Origin of the sequence: Thalassobius sp. MITS945101, assembly GCF_047123305.1 — a bacterium.
Lineage (GTDB): Bacteria > Pseudomonadota > Alphaproteobacteria > Rhodobacterales > Rhodobacteraceae > Thalassobius.
This window is the reverse complement of the sequence record NZ_CP138918.1, coordinates 3,266,649-3,290,031: the sequence shown is the minus strand read 5'-3', so window position 1 is coordinate 3,290,031 and position 23,383 is coordinate 3,266,649. Positions and strand designations below refer to the sequence as shown.

General features: G+C 59.8%; 23 protein-coding genes and 4 pseudogenes. 18 read left to right on the top strand and 9 right to left on the bottom strand.

Translation table 11 applies throughout. The annotated features are described in order from the left end of the window. Nucleotide 1: 1 nt before the first annotated feature. A complete protein-coding gene (locus SIC14_RS16320; RefSeq protein WP_412562967.1) occupies nt 2–574 on the bottom strand; it encodes a component of SufBCD complex in 573 nt (190 codons plus the stop codon). Between the two features lie 129 nt (nt 575–703). Here SIC14_RS16320 and hemB point away from each other — a divergent pair, with 129 nt between their 5' ends. Further along, a complete protein-coding gene (gene hemB / locus SIC14_RS16315) occupies nt 704–1,711 on the top strand; it encodes a porphobilinogen synthase (RefSeq protein ID WP_412562966.1) in 1,008 nt (335 codons plus the stop codon). 170 nt (nt 1,712–1,881) lie between these two features. Continuing rightward, complete coding sequence (locus SIC14_RS16310) at nt 1,882–2,442, top strand: YSC84-related protein (RefSeq protein ID WP_412562965.1); 561 nt, start codon at nt 1,882–1,884, stop codon at nt 2,440–2,442. Between the two features lie 120 nt (nt 2,443–2,562). Here the strand turns inward: SIC14_RS16310 and SIC14_RS16305 are convergent, their stop codons facing one another. Further along, the gene (locus SIC14_RS16305; RefSeq protein ID WP_412562964.1) at nt 2,563–3,030 is read right to left on the bottom strand and encodes a DNA polymerase III subunit chi; all 468 of its coding nucleotides are present in this window, start codon (nt 3,028–3,030) and stop codon (nt 2,563–2,565) included. Nucleotides 3,031–3,036: 6 nt separating this feature from the next. Next, complete coding sequence (locus SIC14_RS16300; RefSeq protein ID WP_412562963.1) at nt 3,037–4,506, bottom strand: leucyl aminopeptidase; 1,470 nt, start codon at nt 4,504–4,506, stop codon at nt 3,037–3,039. Between the two features lie 128 nt (nt 4,507–4,634). On the opposite strand from SIC14_RS16300, the gene lptF reads away from it, so the two are divergent. The 9 genes and pseudogenes from lptF (at nt 4,635) to rsmA (ending at nt 12,063) form a co-directional block, all read left to right on the top strand. Next, the gene (gene lptF / locus SIC14_RS16295; protein WP_412562962.1) at nt 4,635–5,756 is read left to right on the top strand and encodes an LPS export ABC transporter permease LptF; all 1,122 of its coding nucleotides are present in this window, start codon (nt 4,635–4,637) and stop codon (nt 5,754–5,756) included. Then, entirely contained in the window at nt 5,753–6,850 is a 1,098-nt protein-coding gene (gene lptG / locus SIC14_RS16290; RefSeq protein ID WP_412562961.1) for an LPS export ABC transporter permease LptG, read from the top strand. The genes lptF and lptG overlap by 4 nt, the downstream gene beginning before the upstream one ends. Then, on the top strand, nt 6,847–9,003 hold the full coding sequence (locus SIC14_RS16285) for an LPS-assembly protein LptD (RefSeq protein ID WP_412562960.1): 2,157 nt from the start codon (nt 6,847–6,849) through the stop codon (nt 9,001–9,003). Before lptG ends, SIC14_RS16285 begins: the two co-directional genes overlap by 4 nt. A gap of 4 nt (nt 9,004–9,007) precedes the next feature. Further along, nucleotides 9,008–9,130 (top strand): hypothetical protein, encoded by a 123-nt coding sequence (locus tag SIC14_RS16280; RefSeq protein ID WP_412562959.1) that lies wholly within the window; start codon nt 9,008–9,010, stop codon nt 9,128–9,130. Continuing rightward, complete coding sequence (locus tag SIC14_RS16275; protein ID WP_412562958.1) at nt 9,114–9,344, top strand: hypothetical protein; 231 nt, start codon at nt 9,114–9,116, stop codon at nt 9,342–9,344. The genes SIC14_RS16280 and SIC14_RS16275 overlap by 17 nt, the downstream gene beginning before the upstream one ends. Nucleotides 9,345–9,592: 248 nt before the next feature. Continuing rightward, the gene (locus SIC14_RS16270; protein WP_412562957.1) at nt 9,593–9,976 is read left to right on the top strand and encodes a peptidylprolyl isomerase; all 384 of its coding nucleotides are present in this window, start codon (nt 9,593–9,595) and stop codon (nt 9,974–9,976) included. Nucleotides 9,977–10,020: 44 nt separating this feature from the next. Further along, on the top strand, nt 10,021–10,242 hold the full coding sequence (locus SIC14_RS16265) for a hypothetical protein (protein WP_412562956.1): 222 nt from the start codon (nt 10,021–10,023) through the stop codon (nt 10,240–10,242). After that, a pseudogene (pdxA, locus tag SIC14_RS16260) lies at nt 10,239–11,212 on the top strand (4-hydroxythreonine-4-phosphate dehydrogenase PdxA). The gene SIC14_RS16265 and the pseudogene pdxA overlap by 4 nt, the downstream one beginning before the upstream one ends. Before the next feature lie 10 nt (nt 11,213–11,222). Beyond that, nucleotides 11,223–12,063: pseudogene (rsmA, locus tag SIC14_RS16255) on the top strand (16S rRNA (adenine(1518)-N(6)/adenine(1519)-N(6))-dimethyltransferase RsmA). Between the two features lie 9 nt (nt 12,064–12,072). Here the strand turns inward: rsmA and SIC14_RS16250 are convergent. Then, entirely contained in the window at nt 12,073–12,516 is a 444-nt protein-coding gene (locus SIC14_RS16250) for a hypothetical protein (RefSeq protein ID WP_412562955.1), read from the bottom strand. Between the two features lie 83 nt (nt 12,517–12,599). On the opposite strand from SIC14_RS16250, the gene SIC14_RS16245 reads away from it, so the two are divergent. Next, nucleotides 12,600–12,962, top strand: coding sequence for a MarR family winged helix-turn-helix transcriptional regulator (locus tag SIC14_RS16245; RefSeq protein WP_412562954.1), 363 nt, complete (start codon nt 12,600–12,602; stop codon nt 12,960–12,962). 135 nt (nt 12,963–13,097) lie between these two features. Here SIC14_RS16245 and SIC14_RS16240 read toward each other — a convergent pair whose 3' ends face one another. From SIC14_RS16240 to prfA, 3 genes are all read right to left on the bottom strand, one after another. After that, on the bottom strand, nt 13,098–13,733 hold the full coding sequence (locus SIC14_RS16240) for a DUF4167 domain-containing protein (protein ID WP_412562953.1): 636 nt from the start codon (nt 13,731–13,733) through the stop codon (nt 13,098–13,100). Between the two features lie 257 nt (nt 13,734–13,990). Then, on the bottom strand, nt 13,991–14,824 hold the full coding sequence (prmC, locus tag SIC14_RS16235) for a peptide chain release factor N(5)-glutamine methyltransferase (RefSeq protein ID WP_412562952.1): 834 nt from the start codon (nt 14,822–14,824) through the stop codon (nt 13,991–13,993). After that, nucleotides 14,821–15,870 (bottom strand): peptide chain release factor 1, encoded by a 1,050-nt coding sequence (prfA, locus tag SIC14_RS16230; protein WP_412562951.1) that lies wholly within the window; start codon nt 15,868–15,870, stop codon nt 14,821–14,823. The genes prmC and prfA overlap by 4 nt, the downstream gene beginning before the upstream one ends. A 62-nt stretch (nt 15,871–15,932) precedes the next feature. Here prfA and SIC14_RS16225 point away from each other — a divergent pair. Next, nucleotides 15,933–16,236, top strand: a pseudogene (locus SIC14_RS16225) (hypothetical protein). Nucleotides 16,237–16,662: 426 nt separating this feature from the next. Here the strand turns inward: SIC14_RS16225 and speB are convergent. After that, nucleotides 16,663–17,599: pseudogene (speB, locus tag SIC14_RS16220) on the bottom strand (agmatinase). Nucleotides 17,600–17,722: 123 nt separating this feature from the next. Next, on the bottom strand, nt 17,723–18,892 hold the full coding sequence (locus SIC14_RS16215) for a M20 aminoacylase family protein (RefSeq protein ID WP_412562950.1): 1,170 nt from the start codon (nt 18,890–18,892) through the stop codon (nt 17,723–17,725). Between the two features lie 164 nt (nt 18,893–19,056). Here SIC14_RS16215 and SIC14_RS16210 point away from each other — a divergent pair, with 164 nt between their 5' ends. The 5 genes from SIC14_RS16210 to SIC14_RS16190 all read left to right on the top strand — a co-directional run bounded on the left by SIC14_RS16210 (nt 19,057) and on the right by SIC14_RS16190 (nt 23,380). Continuing rightward, nucleotides 19,057–19,677 (top strand): outer membrane protein, encoded by a 621-nt coding sequence (locus SIC14_RS16210; protein ID WP_412562949.1) that lies wholly within the window; start codon nt 19,057–19,059, stop codon nt 19,675–19,677. A 133-nt stretch (nt 19,678–19,810) separates the two neighbouring features. Next, a complete protein-coding gene (gene mazG, locus SIC14_RS16205; protein WP_412562948.1) occupies nt 19,811–20,653 on the top strand; it encodes a nucleoside triphosphate pyrophosphohydrolase in 843 nt (280 codons plus the stop codon). A 106-nt stretch (nt 20,654–20,759) separates the two neighbouring features. Beyond that, nucleotides 20,760–21,779 carry a Fe(3+) ABC transporter substrate-binding protein gene (locus SIC14_RS16200; protein ID WP_412562947.1) on the top strand — a complete coding sequence of 340 codons (1,020 nt, stop codon included), beginning with the start codon at nt 20,760–20,762 and terminating at the stop codon, nt 21,777–21,779. Between the two features lie 188 nt (nt 21,780–21,967). Beyond that, nucleotides 21,968–22,930, top strand: a complete 963-nt coding sequence (locus tag SIC14_RS16195) for a nucleoside hydrolase (RefSeq protein ID WP_412562946.1) — start codon at nt 21,968–21,970, stop codon at nt 22,928–22,930. 3 nt (nt 22,931–22,933) lie between these two features. Further along, complete coding sequence (locus SIC14_RS16190; RefSeq protein WP_412562945.1) at nt 22,934–23,380, top strand: N-acetyltransferase family protein; 447 nt, start codon at nt 22,934–22,936, stop codon at nt 23,378–23,380. Nucleotides 23,381–23,383 lie beyond the last annotated feature (3 nt).

Genomic DNA, 23,383 nt, shown 5'->3' with positions numbered 1-23,383 from the left:
GTCAGAAAAGCGCGTTCAAGAGCGAGGACGCTCCTTCGGCTTTGTAGTAATCATTGTTCAGGTGGCGCACCAGATTAGTGTAGATGCCCCAGACTGAGGTGATGAAGATCGAAACCATTCCGATCATCTGAATATAAAGTCGCAGCCGCGAGATGGCTTTGCGCAGTGCGGTGCCCATGAGCCCATCCTGCCGGATCCGTTGTGCGGTGCGCAGGCTGATGGTCCAGACCAGCGCCATCGGAAAGCCCAAGAGAAACAGCGCCTGGGCAATTTCAGCGCCATAGCCCCAGCCCAGAATGGCCAGTGAGGTCAGCCCAAAGCAGACAAATCCCAACAGCCAAATGCCTGCAATATCAACGATGTAGAGTGTGCGGTTCACGTTGATCCGCACCATATCCTGCAGATCAACCTCGGCCTCTCCGGCTTTGCGGGCGGCGCGAACCACCATGTCATAGGGCACCCCAAGCACCCAATGCGAAGCCGACGACCACATCACCGCCAGAGCGATCCAGAACCACAGGTTCGAAAAGGACCGTAGGTCCATCATTTCATTCAGGTAAGTGTACCAGGTCAAATTATCTGCCCCAAATCGCTCGTCCGCATTGAATACTGTGATGGCGCGGCAATTCCTACCCTTGAGGTGCGGGAATTTCCATGTCACCCCTAGGGCACTTCCATCAGGCGATATGAAAGGACGCGCAGGATGTCTCACGCTGGTCAGGCCCCCTTCCCCAAATCCCGGTTCCGCCGCACCCGGCAATCGGCACAGATTCGCGATCTGGTGCGGGAAAACACCCTGACCACTGGGGATCTGATCTGGCCGGTCTTTGTGCGCGATGGCGTAGGCGTGGAAGAACCCATTGCCTCGATGCCCGGTGTGGTGCGCCGCTCGGTGGACAAGATTGTTGAGGCCGCGCGTGAGGCCGCGGATCTGGGCATTCCGGTGATCTGCCTGTTCCCCTACACGGATCCGGCATTAAAAACCAAAGGCTGCGAAGAGGCTTGGAACCCGGACAACCTGTCCAACCGTGCCACCAAGGCGATCCGGGACGCAGGTATAGACATCGCCATCATGTCGGATGTGGCCCTGGACCCCTACAACATCGATGGCCATGACGGCTTCGTAGAAGAGGGCAAGATTCTCAACGATGAGACGGTTGAGGCGCTGGTCAAACAGGCGCTGAGCCAGGCCGAAGCAGGCGTCGATATCATCGGCCCCTCCGATATGATGGATGGCCGCATTGGGGCGCTGCGTGACGCGCTGGAGGCAAATGGCCACAAGGATGTGATGCTGATGTCCTATGCCGCCAAGTACGCCAGCGCCTTCTATGGCCCGTTTCGCGATGCTGTGGGTGCCTCGGGGGCGCTGAAAGGCGACAAAACCACCTATCAGATGGATCCGGCCAACAGCGATGAAGCGCTGCGGATGATCGAACGTGACCTGTCAGAAGGCGCGGATATGGTGATGGTGAAGCCGGGGATGCCCTACCTCGACATCTGCCGCCGGGTGAAAGAGCGCTTTGCCGTGCCGACCTATGCCTATCAGGTCTCTGGCGAATACGCGATGATCCAGGCGGCGGCGCAAAACGGCTGGATTGACGGCCATAAGGCGATGTTGGAAAGCCTGATGTGTTTCAAACGGGCAGGCTGTGATGGGATCTTGACCTATTTCGCTCCCGAAGTGGCGCGTGTCCTGCAAAACGCGCGGTAAGCCGCGCATCGAAGCGGCAACCGCATAAGGCAAGTGACAGCGGCGTTGCCACATTCTATAGTGGCCTTTGAGCGACCGGGCACCAGACCCGGCGTCGCTGATGGGTTGGGGGCTTGCAGCCCTTTGTTCCGTCGGCACATAGGCAAACAGGCAAACGAGCGAGCACTCTCATGACGAATTTTACGCGACGCGGCTTTACCCTCGCAGCATTGGCAGGTGCCAGTGTCACCACAGCCTGCGGCAATGGCGTTGGCACCAATGGCGGCGCCACAATTGACGCGCGGGTCGATAAAACCCTGAACTACCTCTATTCGCGTTACCCCAACACCCGCGATCTGGGCGAGAAAGCCAACGGCGTGCTGGTTATGCCGCTGATTACCGAGGCCGGATTTGGCATTGGTGGCGGCTATGGCCGTGGCGCGCTGCGGGTTGATGGCATCACGGTGGATTACTACTCGGCGGCCAAAGGCAGCTTTGGCCTGCAGATCGGGGCGCAGCAATTTGCCCATGTTCTGTTCTTCATGACCGAAGATTCGCTGATGCGTTTCCGCCATTCCAACGGCTGGGCCGCGGGCGCGGATGTGGAATATGCGCTGAAAGATCAGGGTGGTAACCTGCGCGCCGAAACCACCACGGCAACCTCGCCTGTGGTGGCGGTGATCTTTGGCCAGGCGGGTCTGATGGCGGGCGCAACGCTGGAAGGTGTGAAATACACCCGCATCATTCCCTGAGCAAAAGGCGCGGGCTGAAACACCGCGCCCTTTCAATGATCTGAAAATACTCCCGCCGAAAGCTTTTCAGCTGGTGGCAGCGTGCCCGATTGGGCGCGCTTTTTTATGCCAAGTACAGCGTCAGCCGCCGGTTTCCGCCTTCTTTTCCCAGCGGCCTGATTCCTCGGACCAATATTGTGCGGCGCAGCCCGCATCGGTCAGGGATTTCCACTGCACCCGCGCCTGCTGCACGGCGGCCTCGTCCAACCCGTTGAACAGGATGCACACACGGTCCAGCCCGTTGACCTCTTCCGGGCTGACAGCGGCACCATCCACCGCCATCAGGCAGGCGGCACCATTGGCCTCTGCCGTGACATCCGCCCCCAGGAGCACCGGTTGCAGCGCATCCTGCGGTCCGCCGGCCAGACCATGCGGCAGGAAGCTGTCCTCAGCCACCTGCCACAGTTTTTCATCCAGATACCGGAGCCGCCCTTCGTCCATCCCGCGCACCACCACACGCCAGCCAGCCTGGCGCGACCGCTCCAGCAGCATCGGCAGCGTGTCTTCTAATGGGCCCCGGGTGAGGTGGTAGAAATATGCAGCTCCCATGAGGGTTTACGCCTCGAACTTATCAGCAACCAGACGGTTCAGCGCCAGCACACCCCACCCAGTGGAGCCCTTCGGCGCATAGCGGGTTTCCGCCTTCACGCTGGCCACACCCGCAATGTCGAGGTGGATCCAAGGGGTGCCGTCCTGAATGAAGCGCTGCAGGAACTGCGCCGCAGTGATCGAGCCACCAGGGCGGCCACCGATGTTTTTCATATCCGCAATCGGTGATTTCAGCAGGTCGTCATAGGCCTGACCCAGCGGCATCCGCCAGGCGCCTTCGCCCTCGGCCTCAGCCGCTTTGAGGAAGCCTTTGCACAGGTCGTCATCGTTGGAGAAAACACCAGCGTTTTCATGGCCAAGGCCAATGATGATCGCGCCGGTCAGGGTGGCCAGATCGATCACGCCGGCTGGTTTGAACCGTTCCTGCGCGTACCACAGCACATCCGCCAGCACGAGGCGGCCTTCGGCGTCGGTGTTGATGACCTCGATGGTGTCGCCTTTCATGGATTTCACCACGTCGCCCGGACGGGTGGCATTTCCGGAGGGCATGTTTTCCACCAGACCAACAAGGCCCACAACATTGGCCTTGGCCTTGCGCAGCGCCAGCGATTTCATTGCCCCCGCCACAACGCCCGCGCCGCCCATGTCCATGGTCATCTCTTCCATGCCACCGGCCGGTTTCAAGCTGATGCCGCCGGTGTCAAAGACCACACCCTTGCCCACCAGAGCCAGCGGTGCCGTGTCTTTTTCGCCTCCGTTCCACTGCATCACCACCACTTTGGATGGGCTGTCACTGCCCTGCCCAACGCAGAGCAGGCTGCCCATGCCCAGCTCTTCCAGCTTGTCTTCTTCCAGAACCTCAACCTCCAGCCCGATGGCCTTCAGCGCGTCCAGACGGTTGGCAAATTCGGTGGTGGTCAGCACATTGGCCGGCTCTGAGGTCAGATCTCGGGTGAAGAACACGCCATCGGCCATCGCCAGCAGCGGGGCTGCGGCTTCGCTGGCTTCTTCGGGTTTGCTGCACATGATGCGGGCGCCGGCGCCGGGCTCGGAGTCAGCCGTCTTGTGGTCGGTGAAGCTATATTCACGCAGCGCGATGCCCAGACCGATCTGTTCTGCGTGACGGGCGTTGCCAGCGGCCAGCAGCAGCGCTTTGCCGCCTTTGGCGCGGGCCAACGCGGTGCCAGCTTTGCGGGCCTCTTCGACTGAGGCGCGGCGCGACAGTTTCACAACGTCCAGTGCTTCGGCCTTCAGCCCCACTGGAAACGCCAGCGAGATCACCTCACCTGCTTTGGCTTTGGCAAAACGGTCCGCTTCTGTTAGGCGGGCCAAAGCGCCGCGGGTCAGCTTGTTGAGGCGGCGACCGGCGGGATCCAGCTTGCCTTCGGCATCCACAATCACAGCAACACGGCCCTCTGCTGCGGCAAGCGGGTCCAGTTCGGTGGCTTCAAAAGTTACGGAAATCGGTGCGATCATGTCGTGCTCCCTCAAAGGTGTTTGCAAGAGTCCTAGCGCCGTCCCGCCGACAACACCAGATAGCAGTTTTCCCCCGTCGCAAGTTGCAGTAGTGTCCGGCACAAGAATTTGTTGCCTTGGGGGGCCAAGTGTCGAGATTCGACAGATATATGCTGTCGCAGCTGATGGTGCTGTTCGGCTTCTTTTCGTTTGTGCTGGTGTCGATCTACTGGATCAATCAGGCCGTGCGCCTGTTCGACCGGCTGATCGGCGATGGGCAATCGGCCTTTGTGTTTCTGGAATTCACCGCGCTGACCCTGCCAAACGTGATCCGTCTGGTGCTGCCAATGGCGGTTTTTGCGGCTTCGGTCTATGTGACGAACCGGTTGAGCAACGAATCTGAACTGGTGGTGATGCAGGCTACGGGCTTCAGCCCCTGGCGGCTGGCGCGCCCCGTCGCGTTCTACGGTTTGATTGTGGGCGTTTTGATGTCGCTGCTGACCCATGTTCTGGTGCCAATCTCAATGGATCAGATGAAGCAGCGCGAAAATGAAATCTCCCGCAACATCACCGCCAAACTGCTGACCGAAGGCACTTTTCTGCATCCGGCGGATGGGATCACCTTTTATATTCGCGAGATTGCCCAGGACGGCGCGCTGAACGATGTGTTTCTGTCGGATCGCCGCGACGCCGAGCGGAGCTTGACCTACACCGCCTCGCAGGCCTTCCTGATCAATGACGACGGGGTGGTGAAACTGGTGATGCTGGATGGGATGGCGCAGAGCCATGAGCGTGACGGCAACCGGTTGTTTACCACCAAGTTTACCGATTTCGCCTATGACATTTCCGCCCTTCTGGGCACGGCAACACCGGATGCCCAGCATCTGCGTCACCGGACCACCCTATCGATGGTTGGGCAATTGCAGGAAACCGCTGCCGCGACGGGGGAAACTTTGGGCCGGGTAACGGAGGAACTGCATTTTCGGATCAATCAGGCCTTCCTCTGTGTGGCGGCGGCTTTGATCGGTTTTTCCACGCTGCTTTTGGGGCAATTTTCGCGGTTTGGCGTCTGGCGGCAGATCGTGGCGGCGCTGGTGCTTTTGGTGGTGGTCAAGCTGGTGGAGGGCATCGTGACCGACGCCGTGCGCTCCAGTGCGGATCTCTGGCCGTTGGTTTACGCCCCGACGGTCACTGGTGTGGCGATGTCTTCGGTGATGCTGGCCTGGGCCGGGCGGCCCAGACGGCGGCGCAGAACGGAGGCCGTGGCATGAAGCTGGATCTCTACTTCGCTCGTAAGTTTGCGGTGATTTTCGGCGGCATCCTTGGGGTGTTTTTCCTGCTGATGTTCCTGATCGATCTGGTCGAACAGATCAGCCGTTTCTCGGCGCGCGGTGTGGCCTTTGGCGATATTGTGGAACTGACGCTGCTGAATACGCCAAAGGGCATTTACGACATTCTGCCGCTGGTGATGATCCTGGCGACGATCAGCCTGTTCTTAGGCTTGGCGCGGTCTTCAGAGCTGGTGGTGACACGGGCGGCGGGCCGTTCGGCGTTGCGGGCTCTTCTGGCGCCGCTGACGGTTGCGGCCCTGATCGGCTCAATTGCGGTGGCGGTGTTCAATCCCGTGGTGGCGGCGACATCGAAACGGTATGAAGCCCAGTACGAAAACTATCGCAGTGGCTCCAGCCAGGTGTTTTCGATCAGCGCCGAGGGCCTGTGGCTGCGCCAGGGCAGCGTGGCGGGTCAGACGGTGATCCGGGCGGAGCGCGCCAATCCTTCGGGCACTGTGTTTTTCGACGTAACCTTCACCAACTACCTGCCCGAGGGCGGCCCCAGCAGCCGGATCGAAGCGGAACGCGCCGAGCTGCAACAGGGCGCCTGGAGTTTGACCAACGCCAAGATCTGGCCCATCGGCGGCAGCGACAACCCGGAGGCGGACGCGGAAGCGGTGGCCAGCATGTCGATCCCGTCGAACCTGACGCAGGAAAGGATCCGTGACAGTTTTGGCCTGCCCAGTGCCATCTCGATCTGGGATCTGCCAGTCTATATCGAGCAGCTGGAAGAGGCCGGTTTTTCCGCCCGCCGCCACGCGGTGTGGTTCCAGCGCGAACTGGCGCGGCCGTTGTTTCTTGTGGCGATGGTGATGATTGCCTCGGCCTTCACCATGCGCCACAGCCGCTTTGGCAAAACGGGTCTGGCGGTGCTGGCCTCTATCATGATGGGTTTCACCCTTTACTACATCAGGAACTTTGCGCAAATCCTTGGCGAAAATGGACAAATCTCCATTTTGCTGGCGGCCTGGACGCCGCCTGTCGCTGCGGTTCTGCTAGCGCTGGGTCTCTTGCTACATATGGAGGACGGATGAAACTGTCCCGCATCACCACCCTAGCCGTCTTGACGGCTTTCGCAGGCCTGACCGCAACGGCGCTGCCGCAGGCTGTGGCCGCACAACAGGCTGCGGCCGTTGCACCTAAACCTGCCGTTCTGATCGCTGACAGCCTGCGGATTGAGGGGCGCAACCTGTTGATTGCCAGAGGCAATATCGAGGTGTTCCACAACGGGCGCAGCCTGAAGGCCAAGAAGATCACCTTTGACCGGCGCCAAGACCAGCTGATCATCGAAGGCCCGATCACCCTGACCGATGGCGACGCCGTGGTTGTTCTGGCCGACAGCGCCGAGCTGGACTCGACCTTCCAGAACGGTCTGATGGTTGGCGCGCGGATGATTTTCAATCAGCGCGCCCAACTGGCGGCCAATCAGTTGACCCGTGTGGGTGGACGCTATTCCGAGCTTTACAAGGTTGCGGCGACCTCTTGCCGGGTGTGCAACAGCGACCAGCCGCCGCTCTGGCAGATCCGTGCCAAAAAAACCACCCATGACGCCGAAGCGCGTCAGCTCTACTTCGAAAGCGCCCAGTTGCGGGTGCTGGATGTGCCGGTTTTCTGGCTTCCCCGCCTGCGCCTGCCCGACCCCACGCTGGACCGGGCCACCGGGTTCCTGATCCCCAGCCTGAGACAGAACAGCCAGCTGGGTGTGGGGGTAAAGATCCCCTATTTCATCCGCATGGGCGATCACCGCGATCTGACCCTGACGCCCTACCTGTCCAACAACACAACCACGTTGGAACTGCGCTACCGTCAGGCCTTCCGCAACGGCCGCATTTCGTTTGAAGGGGCCGTTTCCGAGGACAGCCTGCGCAGCGGCACCCGTGGGTATCTCTTTGGCACCGGCCAGTTCGACATTCCACGCGATTTCAAGCTGGATCTGCAGATCGAAGCGGTGAGCGATGACGCCTATCTGCTGGATTACGACTATTCCAGCAAGGACCGCCTGAAGAGCGAGATTGGTGTCACCAGGGTGAAACGGGATGAATATGTGCGGGGCGCTTTGATCACCTATCAAACCCTGCGCGAGGGCGAAGACAACTCGACCCTGCCAACGATCATCGGCACCGCGGAATATGAACGCACCCTGCGCCCCGCTTCGCTGGGCGGCACTTTGCAGTTTCATGCCGGTTTCAATTCGCTCTATCGCTATTCCAACCTTGATATTGCTGGCCGCGATGTCACCCGCGCGGATGTGGCTGTGGAATGGCGCAAGGACTGGACCCTGCCCTTTGGGGTAAGGGCAGAATATGCAGCGGGTCTGGCGGCGGACGGGTTTCTGGTGTCGCAGGACAGCAGTTCGCAAAGTCAGAGCGGATCATTGACGCCTGAAACGCAGTTGACCCTGCGCTGGCCGATGGCCAAACGTAGCAACGGCGGCGCGGCCCATCTGCTGGAGCCGATTGCGATGGTCGGCTGGGTCGGCGGCAGCAATGCGGCTGTGCCCAATGAGGAAAGCACGCGGGTCGAATTTGACGGCGGCAACCTGTTCTCCCTGTCCCGCTTTGCCGAAGTGGACCGACGGGAACGTGGCCTGCTTGGTGCGGTTGGCCTGAACTGGACCCGGTTGGGCCCCACTGGGGACCGTACTCATCTGACCATCGGGCAGGTCTACCGCGCGGATGCGGACGCCAACTTCTCGGGCAGTTCAGGTCTTACCGGCACCTCTTCGGACTTGTTGGTTTCGGGCTATTGGCAGACCTCGAATGGTCTGTCGCTGGCCGCGCGTACAATCTTCGACGACAGCCTGCGCGCCTCCAAGGCCGAGGCCCGCGCCGAATGGGTGCGGCCGAACACAGGCCTCAGCGCCTCTTACATCTGGCTGGGAGCCGATCCGATGGAGGATCGCACAGCAACCATCTCGGAATGGCTGCTGGACGGGCATTACCGGTTCTCCCGCCACTGGATCGGGTCCGCCGGCTGGCGCTATGATGTGGCCAGCAATGAACTGGCGGAATCGAAATACGGCGTGACCTACCGCAATGAATGTGTGGACGTGAATCTTTCCCTCTCGCGCAGGTTCACCTCTTCCACTATCGTTGACCCGTCGACGTCACTCGATTTTACCGTGAACCTCACCGGGTTCTCCGCAGGCAAGACAGATAACAGTTATACGCGCAGGTGCAGGAATTAAGATGATGAAACAGACGATGCGGCACGCCTTGCTGGCGGCAACCCTTGCGACGGGTGTTCTGGGCGGCGTAGCGACAGCGCCTGCCAATGGCTCAGGGCTGTTTTTCCCCGGTGATCCGGGTCAATGACCAGGTGATCAACCGCTATGAGATCGAACAGCGCGCGGCTTTTCTGGAGGTGCTGAATGTCCCCGGGAACCTGAACACGGTGGCCCGCGAACAACTGGTCGAGGATCGTCTGAAAATGGCTGGCGGCGCGGTCGTTTGGCTTCAAGCTGAACAAGTGGATCTGCAAAACGGGCCTGACCGAATTTGCGTCGCGGGCAAATCTGAAACCGGATGAGTTTATCCGCGAGATCGCCCAAAGAAGGCGTCGATCAAAGAAACCGTCCTTTATTACATCGAAGTTCAGCTGACCTGGCGCGAGATTGTGCGGGGTCGTTTTGGGCCTCGGGTGTCTGTCTCGGAATCCGATATTGACCGGGCTATGGACGCGCTTGGCAATCGTGCCGCTGTGCAGGTGCTGCTGTCTGAATCATCATCCCGCTACAGCAGGGCTACGAAGCGCAGATCAAGGAAATCGCCGATCAGGTGGCCTTGATCGACAACTACACGGATTTTGCCGCTGCCGCCAAACAGTACTCTGCTGCGGCAACCCGCGATCAGGGGGGCAAACTGGGTTGGCTGCCGATCAACCGGCTGCCGGAACCGCTGCGCCCTGTCCTTCTGGGGCTGGAGCCGGGAGAAACCTCTTCGGTGATCCCGATGCAGGGGGCTTTGGCGATTTTCCAGATGCGCTCGATCGCAGAAACGGCCTACCGCGCCCCAACCATTGCAGCGGTGGAATATGCGGCCTACCGCCTGCCCGGCGGGCGGACACCGGAAAACCTGCCAAAGCGGCTGAGATTGCCAGCGAACTGGACACTTGTGATGACCTTTACGGCACCAACTTCGGCCTGCCGGAAGAGCTGCTAGACCGCACAACAGTTGCCCCCAATGAGCTGTCCCGCGACATCTCGTTGGAGCTGGCGAAGCTTGACGACAATGAGGTTTCCTACACTCTGACCACCAATGAGGGGCAAGAGCTGTTGATGTTGATGCTCTGTGGCCGTAGCACCGCGTTGGGCGAAGACACCTCGCGCGAGCAGGTGTCGTTGCAGCTGCGCAATCAACAGCTGGAAAGCTTCGCGCAGGGTTATCTGGAAGAGTTACGCTCTGAGGCGCGGATCTACGAGAAATGACCGCCCCGATTGCGCTGACCTGTGGGGAACCTGCGGGGATTGGGCCGGAAATCGCTGCTGCCTGCTGGCAGGCGTTGCGAGAAGATCTGTCGTTCTTTCTGATCGGAGACCCTGCGCATCTGCCCGTCGACTTGCCAGTGGTGGAGATCGCCGCCCCGTCGGAGGCCGCAGCCGCCATGGCCAAAGGTCTGCCAGTCCTGCGCCATGACTTTCCCGCGCCAGCCACGCCCGGTCAACCGGATCCGGCAAATGCGCAGGGAGTGATCGATGTGATCGCCCGCGCGGTTGAATTGGTGCAAAGCGGCGATGCGGGGGCAATTTGCACCCTGCCGATCCACAAAAAGGCGCTGAAAGATGGCGCGGCTTTCGCTTACCCAGGTCACACCGAATACCTCGCGGCCTTGGCAGGTGTAGAAAACGTGGTGATGATGCTGGCCTGCGAAGAGCTGCGCGTGGTGCCGGCAACCATCCACATTGCCCTGTCCGAAGTGCCCCAGGCCCTGACACCTGACCTGCTCAGTGAAACCATCCGCATCACCGAGGCTGCCCTGCGGCGCGATTTCGGGTTGGAGAAACCCCGAATTGCTGTGGCAGGCCTCAACCCCCACGCGGTGAAGGCGGTGCAATGGGGGACGAAGAGCTTAACTGGATGAATGCCACCATTGCAGATTTGCAGGCCGAAGGTCTAGATCTGACGGGGCCAATGTCTGCGGACACCATGTTCCACGCCCGCGCCCGTGCGGGCTATGATGCGGCTGTCTGTGCCTATCACGATCAGGCGCTGATCCCGATCAAGACCATCGGCTTTGATGAAGGGGTCAACGTCACACTGGGCCTGCCATTCATTCGCACCTCACCAGATCACGGAACCGCCTTTGACATTGCAGGTAAAGGTCTGGCAAACCCCAGTTCGACCCTCCACGCCCTGCGTATGGCCGCCCGTATGGCCGCAGCCCGCAGCAACCCCTAAAGGAGCCCGCATGAGCGGCATCGACTCCCTCCCGTCACTTCGTCAGGTGATCGACACCCATGGCATTGCGGCGAAAAATCCCTCGGCCAGAACTTCCTGCTGGATCTGAACCTGACCTCAAAAATCGCACGGCTGGCAGGCAACCTGTCAGAGTGTGATGTCTTGGAAGTTGGCCCCGGCCCCGGCGGCCTGACCCGCGGTCTGCTGGCGGAAGGGGCTCGTAAGGTGCTGGCGATTGAGAAAGACAGCCGCTGCATGCCCGCCCTGGCCGAGATCGGCGATGCCTACCCCGGCAAGCTGGAGGTGATCAATGGCGACGCGCTGGAGGTCAACCCGCTGGAGCACCTGACCCCGCCGATCCGCATCGCGGCCAACCTGCCCTATAATGTTGGGACCGAACTGCTGGTGCGCTGGCTGACCCCGAAAGTCTGGCCGCCGGTCTGGACCTCGCTGACCTTGATGTTCCAGCGCGAAGTGGCCGAGCGTATTGTGGCCCAGCCGGGCAGCAAGGCCTATGGCCGGCTGGCAATTCTGGCGCAATGGCGCACCGATGCGCGGATTGTGCTGGGCCTGCCGCCCGAAGCTTTTTCGCCGCCGCCCAAAGTGCATTCCGCCGTGGTCAACCTGACCGCACTGGAGGTGCCGCGCTATGAGGCCGACGCCAAAACGCTGGAACGGGTGGTGGCCAAGCCTTCAACCAACGCCGCAAAATGCTGCGCGCCGCCTTGAAAGGCATTGCCCCCGATCTGGAAGACCGGCTGATCGCCTCGGGCATCAAACCAACAGATCGCGCTGAAACCGTTGGGTTGGAACAATTCTGCGCGTTGGCCCGGACCATTAAGGCGGGGTGAGTTGTTGGCTCAGGCGCTATTGCCCCTGCGCACCCAGGCAATAAAACTCAGCACAATGGCACTGGCCGAGATAAAGGTCATGACCGTACCGGGAATAAAATTCACATAGCCCGGTAGATCCACAAACAGCAGATAGCCCAGATCTGCCATGCCGCCGATCAGGGCCGTCACCCAGATCGATGTCACATTGCCGTGCCAGATCAACATCCCCCCGAGAATGGTCACCACGCCAAACCAGGCGAGGTTCCAGCCGTGTTGATTAAGGACGCCGCCAACGGCCGCGTGATATTCGGCTTGCAGCGCTTCTGCAGGCACGGAGTCGGCGATCGCCTGAAAGCCGCCCGTGGCGTCGCTGGAAAGCACCATGACACCCGCCAAGACATGGACCAATCCCCAAATGACCCATAGTACCGATGCGGTTTTGAGAAGCAGCTGAGGGATAAGGCTTTGCATGGTGTTTCCGATTCCGAAGAAAGTTGATAAAGTCTACCAAACATCAAACGAACACTTTGTGGACTAAGTCAACTAAAGAAACGATGCCCAACCTTCAACTCGCCACTACAATCGACCGACTGATGCGCCGACTCCACGTGCGCATCCAGGCAAAAGCTTCTGATTTTGATAAGGAAAACCTGGGCCCTACGGGGTCGATGGTTCTGTTGACACTCGACGAAATTGGCACAGCGCCTCTGCATAAACTCACAGAACGCATGCAACGGGACAAATCGCAAATGACACGCATGGTGCGGCAGCTTGAACAGAAAGGCCTGGTGACACGCCAACCCAGTTCCGAGGACGCTCGTGTTACCCTTTTGGCCTTAACCCCATCTGGTTGCGAAGTTGTTCTGCAAGTTCAGCAAGAGGTTGCCGAACCCTGGAAGAGGTGCTCTCGCCACTGAACCAAGATGATCTGGCGACATTACAGGCGATCTTGCAGCGGGCCCTGTGACGCAAAAGACCTCTCATCCGACGCCACACCACAAAAGAAAAGGCCCCGCGAGGGGCCTTTGATGTGCTGCTTACCGGGGGACAGATTACTCCGCGGCTTCCGGGGCGTCCGGCGCCGCTTTGGGAGCGGCTTTGGGTGCGTCATGATTGCCTGACGCTTCTGGCGCCTTTTCACCGGCCTCTGCCTTGGGTTTGCGCGGGCGGCGGGGGCGCTGTTGGCTGCGCTTGGGCTTTTCGCTCTTGCCTTCGGGCTGTCCCTCTGCCGGGGCCGATTTGCTTTCGGGCGTGTCCACCAGGCCGCTGTCCGCACCTGCGTCCACAACTTCGGCTGTACCACCGTCCAGCAGATCCGGCTGATCACCACTGCCTGCTGCCGCAGCCTCGCGTTCCTGACGGGCGGCGCGTTCACGGTCGCGCTCGGCCTGACGGTCGCGGTTTTGCTGTTCCTGCTGCTCACGGCGGGCTTCCTGTTCTTTCTGAGCCTGGCTCAGGAGACGCAGGTAGTGTTCGGCGTGCTGCTGGAAGTTTTCAGTGGCAACGCGATCATTGGCCAGCTGGGCGTCGCGCGCCAGTTGGTTGTACTTTTCAATAATCTGCTGCGGTGTGCCGCGCACCTTGCCCTCTGGGCCGGAGCTGTCAAACACGCGGTTTACAATGTTCCCAACGGACCGGTTGTTATTACGGTTCGATTTGGATCGCGAACGCGATTTGGAAGATCTCATCTTACTTTTGTCCAGCCTTCAAACATCAACTCTGTCGGACCCGTTTCACGCCTCTTGCGCTCTTACAACCTACCGGGATCACAACATTTGTGGCTTGGCGTCGGACGGGAGCGTGGAGGCATCCAGCGTCTCGACATATTCTGAGTAGCTTTCCCGTTCCCGTCTGACAAGGGGAAAGCGCATATTTTCCGCAGGATCGGCGATTTTTTGGCGCTTGGTGTGGGTTTTGCCCTGATCCGCCGCCGAAATGCCGCCGTTTATGCCGGTTTGTGCCCTGAAACCACACGGTCACGCCCATCCATATCCGGCAAGACCTTAACATCTCGTAAACCAGCATCTTGGAAAATCGCAGCAACTGCCACGCCCTGCTTCCAGCCAATCTCCACCAGAATGCGCCCGCCATCACAAAGGTGCGCCATCGCCCCGTTTGCCAACACGCTGTAAGGGGCCAAGCCGTCCCCCCCGGGGGTCAGGGCCAGATGCGGATCGTGGTGAAACACCTCAGGGCTCAGCTCCTGCATTTCAGCGTCCGAGATATAGGGTGGATTTGAGGTGATGAGGTCAAAATGACCCTCAACCGCATCAAACCAATCCGACAGCTGCAGCTTCAGCCGCGCGTTGACGCCCAAAGCTTCGGCATTTTGCCGGGTGACATTCAGCGCCGCATCGCTGACGTCCACCGCAACGGCCTGCGCCTCGGGCCATTCTGCCAGCAAGGTTAGCGGAATGCAGCCCGTCCCCGCCCCCAGATCCAGGAACCGTTTGGGCACTGGTCCGGCAAGCGCTTCGGCGATCAGGCTTTCGGTTTCGGGCCGCGGGTCCAGAACGTCATCGGTGACCTGAAACTCCCGCCCCCAAAACAGACGCCTGCCGGTGATCTTGGACACCGGCCTGTGGTCAAGGCGCGCCTGCAACGCCGTTTCAAACCGCGCAGCGACTTCCGGCGTCACATCGTCCGGCCCCATCAGGATCAAACGATCCCTTGGCACAGCCAGAACATGCGCTAGTAACGCACGGGCATCGCCTGCCTCAATCCCCGCCGCCGCCAACCGGCGCCCCGCCGCGACCAGCAGGGCCTGAACCGTGCTCATGCCCCCGTCTCGGCCAGCAGAGCGGCCTGATGATCAGCGATCAAAGCTTCAATGACCTCATCCAAATCGCCCTGCATCACCTGATCCAGCTTGTAGAGCGTCAGGTTGATCCGGTGATCGGTCATCCGACCCTGCGGGAAGTTGTAGGTGCGGATCCGCTCCGAGCGGTCGCCCGAGCCAACCTGTGATTTCCGATCTGCTGACCGTTCACTGTCAATCCGCTGCCGCTCCATATCGTAGAGCCGGGTTTTCAACACCTGCATCGCAATCTCGCGGTTGCGATGCTGTGACTTCTCGGAACTGGTGACCACGATGCCAGAAGGAATATGGGTAATCCGCACAGCAGAATCCGTGGTGTTCACGTGTTGCCCGCCCGCACCCGACGACCGCATGGTGTCAATCCGGATGTCATCGGCGTCAATCTGCACGTCCACATCTTCGGCCTCTGGCAGCACCGCCACCGTCGCCGCCGAAGTATGAATGCGCCCGCCACTTTCGGTTTCAGGCACCCGCTGCACCCGGTGGACGCCACTTTCGTATTTCATCCGGGCGAACACACCTTCGCCTTTGACATGGGCGGTGACCTCTTTGATGCCGCCCAGCTCGGTCTCGTTCAGCTCGATGATCTGAAAGGCCCAGCCGCGCGCCTCGGCGTAGCGTTGATACATCCGCAACAGGTCGCCGGCAAACAGTGCCGCCTCATCGCCGCCGGTGCCGGGGCGGATCTCGATCATGGCAGGACGTGCATCCGCAGCATCCTTGGGCAAAAGCGCCAGCTGCAGCGCCGCCTCGGCCTCTGGCAGTGCCGCTTTTAAGCCGGGCAGCTCTTCCTCAGCCAGATCCTTCATCTCAGGGTCAGCCAGCATCTGCTCCGCCTCTTCAAGGTCGGCAAGCAACTGTTTATAGGCGATGATCTGCTCGACCACCGGGCGCAATTCGGCATACTCACGGCCCAGGGCGGCAATATCGCCAAGGCCCTCGGCCATCTGCGCCTCAATATAGCCCATGCGGGCGGTGATCTGCTCTAGTCGGTCCAATGAAATCATGGGGATGGGTGTTTCGCATTCTGGTGATTTGGTCAAGAGGCGCTGCCGTGCTAGCATGGGGCATGGCCCGATTTCTTGCACATATCTCACTTGTGGCTGCCAGCCTCGCGGCAGGGCCGTTGTTGGCAGATGTCACCCATGGCGGCAAGACGATCGAGTGTTTTTGCACCGACACCTCTGGTGCCCCGCATTGAGCTGGGCCAGACCATCTGCCTGCAGGTCGATGGGCGGATGTTCATGGCACAATGTCAGATGTCGTTGAATGTGCCGATGTGGCGCGAGGTGTCGCAGGGCTGTTTTCACCTCTGCCCTGCCGCAATCGCTATTGCAGAGCGTCCAGCCAGCCGGCAACCCGTTTGCCATTGACACCAAAGTCCCGGCGCCCAAATCGTAGCCGCGCGTAGATTGCCACCCCGTCGGGACGTGTCTCGACTGTGGTGTAATCGGGAAAGCCCCAAAAGGCGGACCGTGTGATATACGTCACCCGCCCTCTGCAACAGATCCCGCCAGAACCGAAGTGCGCGGCCAATTCCGCGCCACCTGATCCAGCGCCGCCAGATCCACAGCGGCCAATCGCACAACGCTGCCTCACCAATACGGTCGGCGTCCCCTTCCACCGCACGGTGCCAGCGCGCCGGGTCGCTCGGGGCCAGCCGGACATAGCCCGCCAGAACCACCACAATCAGGATCACCCATTTCATCACATGCGCCTCCGTTTGCTGCCGCGCAGCCTGTTCTTCTTGGTCCAAATATCCGCGCCGCAGGCATCCTGACCCCACCAAGAGCGCAGGATCAACGCTGCCGTCGCGTCCAGCCCCAAAGGCAGATCAGCTCCATCGCCACATGGGCGCCGGCCACGGCAGTGGCGCCGGTGGTGTCGAACGGGGGCGAGACCTCAACTACGTCGCCGCCCACCAGATTGATGCCTGCCAGATCCCGCAGCAGGATCGCCGCCTGACCGGAACTGAGGCCGCCCCAGACCGGCGTGCCTGTACCTGGCGCAAAGGCCGGATCCAGCCCGTCGATGTCAAAGGTCAGATAGGTCTGATTGTCGCCCACAATCTCTTTCACCCGCCGCGCCACCTCTGCGGGACCGGCCTCATGCACGGTGCGGGCGTCGATCATCTGCATGCCCAGATAATCGTCACATTCTGTGCGAATGCCGATCTGGACCGAGCGCTTCGGGTCCACCAGCCCCAGTTTCACCGCCTTATACATAAAGGTGCCGTGGTCGATACGCTCGTAGTCATCATCGGCCCAGAGGTCGGAATGCGCGTCAACCTGGATCACCGAGAGGGGGCCGTATTTTTCAGCGTAGGCCTTCAGGATTGGCAAGGTGATATAGTGATCGCCGCCCAAAGTGATGGTGCCCACATTGCCCACCAGCAGGGTCCGGAAATGCTCCTCCAGCAGCGAAGGGAAGGTTGCGGTTTTTGGCGTAGTCAAAGGCCAGATCGCCATAGTCAACGATGGAAAATTCCCCCAGCGGATCAAAGCCATCCCAGCCATAGGGCGGGTCATAGGGTTGTAGGCTGGACGCCTCGCGGATGGCGCGCGGCCCAAAGCGGCTGCCGGGGCGGTTGGTGACCGCCTGATCAAACGGCACACCGGTTACCGCCAGATCTACGCCGGTCAGGTCCTTGGTGTATTTCCGTCGCAGGAAAGAGGTCGCGCCGCCAAAGGTGTTCTCATAACTCAGCCCCTTCAGGTCCTTGCGCGTGAAGGCCATATCGATCTGGGTTTTTGCATCTTCCAAGGCCATGACGGCTGCTCCTGTCGTAATTTGATCAAATCCTACCGCCTTGCGGCGGCAGGTCAATCACAAAGAGCCCTCTTCATGGCGCGTCGCGCGCTATTTTGCAGGCTGGGCGGTTTCCACAAGACGGGCAAAGAAGGAGGCGCCGATGGGGCTGATTTCATCGTTGAAATTGTATTTGGGGTTATGCACCGCAGGCCCCTCACCTGCCCCAAGGAACAGGTAGGCGCCCGGCCGTGCCTCCAGCATGTAGGAGAAATCCTCGGCCCCCATTTCGCGGCTGATATCGTCCAGCACATTGTCTGCCCCCACAACATCGCGGGCAACATCGGCGGCAAAGGCTGTCTTGGCGGCATCATTCACGGTGGCCGGATACCAGACCTCATAATCCAGTTTGGCCTCAACACCATAGGCTGGGCCCATGCCGTTACAGATCTCCTGCATCCGCAGCATCACCATCGCCTGAACCTCTTTGTCAAAGGTCCGCACGGTGCCATTGATATAGGCGGTTTCCGGGATCACATTTTCAGCAGAGCCGGTGTGGATCTGGGTGACCGAGATGACCAGATCGTTCAGCGCATAGTGGTTCCGGCTCGAGATTGTCTGGATCGCCTGCACAATGCCAACAGCCGCCACAACGGGGTCTTTGGAGTGATGCGGCATGGCGCCATGGCCGCCAACACCGGTGATGTTGATGTGGAAGGTGTCCACCGCCGCCATGATCGGGCCAGGGGTGGTCTGCATCTCGCCAAACGGCACGCCCGGCGCGTTGTGGATGCCGTAGACCTCTTTGATGTTGAACCGGTCCATCACACCTTCTTCGACCATGACGCCACCGCCACCGCCGTCTTCCTCAGCCGGCTGAAAGATCAGCGCAACAGTGCCGGAAAAGTTCTTGGTTTCATTCAGGTATTTCGCCGCACCCAACAGCATGGTGGTATGTCCATCATGGCCGCAGGCGTGCATTTTGCCTTCCACCTTTGAGGCATAGGGCAGCCCGGTTTCCTCAGTCATCGGCAGGGCGTCCATATCGGCGCGCAGCCCGATTACGGGGCCGGTGTCGGCGTCCTGACCGCGGATCAGCGCCACGATACCGGTCTTGGCGATGCCGGTGTGAATCTCGGTGATCCCGAATTCTTTCAGCTTGCCCTCAACAAATGCGGCGGTCTCAAAACAGTCAAAACCCAGCTCAGGTGTTTCATGCAAATGGCGGCGCCAGGCGGTCATGTCTTCTGCAAAACCAGCGATACGATTGATGACGGGCATTATAGCGCTCCTAAAACTCTCTCTCTTGCCTCAGGTCTAGCCTGCTCTTCCCATTGTTGCAATTGCCCGACAACAACGTGTGAAGAGGCCCATTCCAAAGTTGTTCTATGGACTCTCGAAACGCGCAATGGTCAAAACCGCAAGACAAAAATGAGGGACATTAAATGAATATTACCAAGTCTGTAGCCGCTGCCACATTGATTTCGATGAGCGCTTCAATTGCGATGGCAGGAAGTCCGGACGCGGCGACTCAATCGCCAGCACTGGCTACGCCCGCAGCTGTCGACTGGACAGGTGTTCGCGCCGGTTTGCAGGTCAGCAAACAGACAGGGCGTGTCGAATATCTTGTGAATGACGTCTTGTTCAACGGTGCGGATCTGCAAGACGACACCACTTTTGGTGGCTTCATTGGCTATGACAGGCAAATCGGCAATTATGTCGTCGGCCTTGAAGCGTCACTTTCCAAAGTTGACACGGTGCCCGTTGGCTTCCCGGCTACCCATTTGAACGACGTAAAGAGCGTGAAGGCGCGGTTCGGTCTGGCCAAAAATAAGACCCTTTTCTATGGCGTCGCTGGAGTTTCCTCTTCGTCCTTCTTTGATGGCGGTCCGGTTTACGACCAGAAAGGCACCGTTCTCGGCCTCGGTGTTGAGCATATGGTGACACAGAAGGTTTTTGTTGGTGCTGAGTTTGCTGTTCATAAAATGGATGATGAGCTCTCGGCGACCGAAGACTTTGAGACCCGCATCAATACGGTATCTCTGCGTACCGGCATTCGGTTCTGAACACGCAAAGAGATAACTCTTAGGAAGCCCGCCCATTTTGTGCGGGCTTTTTTGTGAGCGTATTCGTGTTTCACAATTGGTCAAGTTTGCTTAACGTGCGCGTAATTCTAACACCTAAAACCGGAGCCCCTCGATGAGCACGCCACGCAACGACGCCCTGATCCATGATCCCAAAGGCGGGATGGATCGTTTGCTGGAAATCATGCGGGCGCTGCGGGATCCCGAAACCGGCTGCCCCTGGGACATTGAGCAGACCTTTGCCACCATCGCCCCCTACACCATCGAGGAAGCCTATGAGGTCTCTGACGCGATCGAACGCGAAGCCTGGGGCGAATTAAAAGGCGAATTGGGCGATCTGCTGTTTCAGTCGGTGTTCCACGCCCAGATGGCCGAAGAGGCGGGGCTGTTCAGCTTCAATGACGTTGCCGACACCATGTCGGACAAGATGGTGCTGCGTCATCCCCATGTCTTTGGTGAAGAAAGCCGCGACAAATCAGCAGAGCAGCAGACCAAAGACTGGGAGGCGATCAAGGCAGCGGAGCGGGCCGACAAGGCGCAGAAAGGCACCTTGGAAGGGGTGGCCGTGGGCCTCCCTGCCCTGTTGCGGGCGCTGAAGCTGCAGAACCGCGCCGCGCGGGTTGGCTTTGACTGGCCGGATGCCAGTCACGTGCTGGATAAGATTGTTGAGGAGACACAGGAGCTGGTAGAGGCACGCGACCAGCTGACGCAGGCCGAAGTGGAGGAAGAATTTGGCGACCTGTTGTTTGTCATGGCCAATCTTGCCCGCCATATGGGGGTTGAACCAGAGGGCGCGCTGCGGGCGGCAAATGCCAAGTTCACCCGACGTTTTGAAGGGGTTGAAGCGCGGCTGGCAGCTATGGGCAAACGGCCGGAAGACAGCGATCTAGAAGAGATGGATGCGCTGTGGGATGCGGTTAAACTGGCGGAAAAAACGGCTGCCAAATCCAGGCGTTAATTCCCGACTCAATAATTCAAGTATTGACCCGACTAAAATTGTCAGACACACCGTCGGGCAAGAAATCCGTGATTCAAAGCACATACATGCCCTGCAAGAGGTTCTCATGCTGAAACAGATCAAAACCGCCGCGCTGACCGCTCTGGGTCTGGCTGCTGTTGCCGCCCCCGCTGCCGCTGACGGCGAAGTGAACGTTTATTCCTACCGCCAGCCCGAGCTGATCAAGCCGCTGACCGATGCTTTCACCAAAGAAACCGGCATCAAGGTGAACGTGGCCTACCTGAAAAAAGGTATGGTGGAACGTCTGCAGGCCGAAGGCGACCGGTCTCCGGCGGATCTGGTTCTGACCGTTGATATCTCGCGCCTTGCGGCGGTTGTGAACGCCGGCGTCACCCAGCCGGTGACCTCGGACGCGCTGAAGGCCAATGTGCCGGCGCTCTATCACGATCCGGAAAACCACTGGTGGGGTCTGACCACTCGTGCCCGGATCGTTTACGCCTCCCAGGACCGCGTGGCCGAGGGCGAAGTCACCACCTATGAAGATCTAGCTGACCCCAAGTGGAAGGGCCGCATCTGCACCCGTTCCGGCACCAACGCCTATAACGTTGCCCTGACCGCAGCTGTGATCCATCACCTTGGCGAAGAGGGTGCAAAAACCTGGCTGGAAGGCGTGAAGGCCAACCTCGCCCGTAAACCGCAGGGCAACGACCGCGCCCAAGTCAAGGCGATCTGGTCCGGTGAATGCGACATTGCCATCGGCAACACCTATTACATGGGCAAAATGCTGTCGGATGACGAACAGAAAGACTGGGCGGAAAGCGTCAACATCGTCTTCCCGACCTTCGAAGGTGCGGGCACCCATGTGAACATCTCGGGTGTGGCAATGACCAAAGCGGCTCCGAACAAAGAGAACGCGCTGAAGATGATGGAATTCCTGACCTCGCCGGTTGCACAGGAAATCTACGCAGACGCCAACTTTGAATACCCGATTGCTCCGGGCACCGAGCCGGTGGGGCTGGTCAAAAGCTGGGGTGACTTTGCGGCGGATGACGTCAACCTGATGACCCTCGCAGCGCTGCGTAGCGCCGCACTGAAATTGACCGAACAGGTTGATTTCGACAACTGATCTGACGGCTGGATCCAGTTTGAATTGAGACTTGAAAGGCGACGCTTATCAGTGCCGCCTTTTTCCATTGGGGCAGCTCATTGGCATTCCTTCTGCGTTGACTGCAGATTTCCGCTGTCCCGTAACTCTCCTGTCTGGACATCCGGGGCGGCAATCGTCAAAGTCCCTCCTTCACGAAGGAGACCCAGATGAGCACACCCGGCGCAAAGCACAGAATTATCATAGACACCGACCCCGGTCAGGACGACGCGGTCGCCATTCTGCTGGCGCTTGGCAGCCCTGAAGAGATCGAGGTGCTTGGCATTACAGCTGTGGCCGGTAACGTCCCGCTTTCGCTGACAGAATCCAATGCACGCCGGGTCTGCGAACTGGCAGGGCGCCCGGATGTGAAGGTGTTTGCCGGTTGTGATCGCCCGATGGGGCGTCCTCTGGTGACGGCGGAACACGTGCATGGTGAAACCGGCCTTAACGGTCCGGTTCTGCCCGACCCAACCATGCAGTTGCAGGACCAGCATGGGGTGGATTTCATCATCGAAACCCTACGCAATGAACCAGCCGGCACGGTGACGCTCTGCCCGCTGGGACCGCTGACCAATATTGCTACGGCCTTTGAAAAAGCACCGGAGATCGTCGAGAAGGTGCGCGAAATTGTGCTGATGGGTGGCGCCTATTTTGAGGTTGGCAACATCACCCCAACGGCCGAGTTCAACATCTACGTGGATCCGCAGGCGGCCAAGATTGTCTTTGGCTCGGGCGTGCCGATCGTCGTGATGCCGCTGGACGTGACCCACAAGGCGCTGGTCACACCTGAACGCAATGAACGGTTCCGCAACATCGGCAATCGTGTGGGCGTGGCTGTGGCCGAGATGACCGATTTCTTCGAGAGGTTCGACAAGGAGAAATACGGCAGCGACGGCGCGCCGCTACACGACCCCTGCGTCACCGCCTACCTGATTAAGCCCGAGCTGTTCCAAGGCCGCCACATCAACGTCGAGATCGAGACTGAATCCGAGCTGACGATGGGTATGACCGTTGCCGACTGGTGGCGGGTCTCAGGCCGCGATCCCAACGCGACCTTCATGCGTGACATTGATGCGGATGGTTTCTTTGCGCTGATCGCGGAACGTATCGCGCCTCTTGGTGCGGATTAACCCATGACCGCGCTGCGCCTTGCCCGCCCCGAAGATCTGCCCAAGCTGCTGCCACTGGTGGCTGCCTTTCATGATCATATGGGGATTTCAACGGATGAGGCGCATCGCACTGCGGCCTTGACCCCTTTGCTGGAAGGCAGCCCGCTGGGGGCCTGCTACCTGATCGGGCCACGGATGGCGCCGATTGGCTATGTGGTGATCAGCTTTGGCTGGTCGGTGGAATTTGGCGGGCTCGACGGGACGGTGGATGAGATATTCTTGCGTCCTTCCGTGCGGGGACGCGGCATTGGCCATGAGGTGCTGAGCGAGCTGCCCAAAGCGCTGGCGGGCGCGGGCCTGAAGGCGTTGCATCTGGAGGTGCGTGCCGATGATGAACCCGCACAACGGTTCTACAAGCGGCTGCACTTCACCCCGCGGGATGGCTACGTTCTGATGACACGCGAAAGCTAAGGC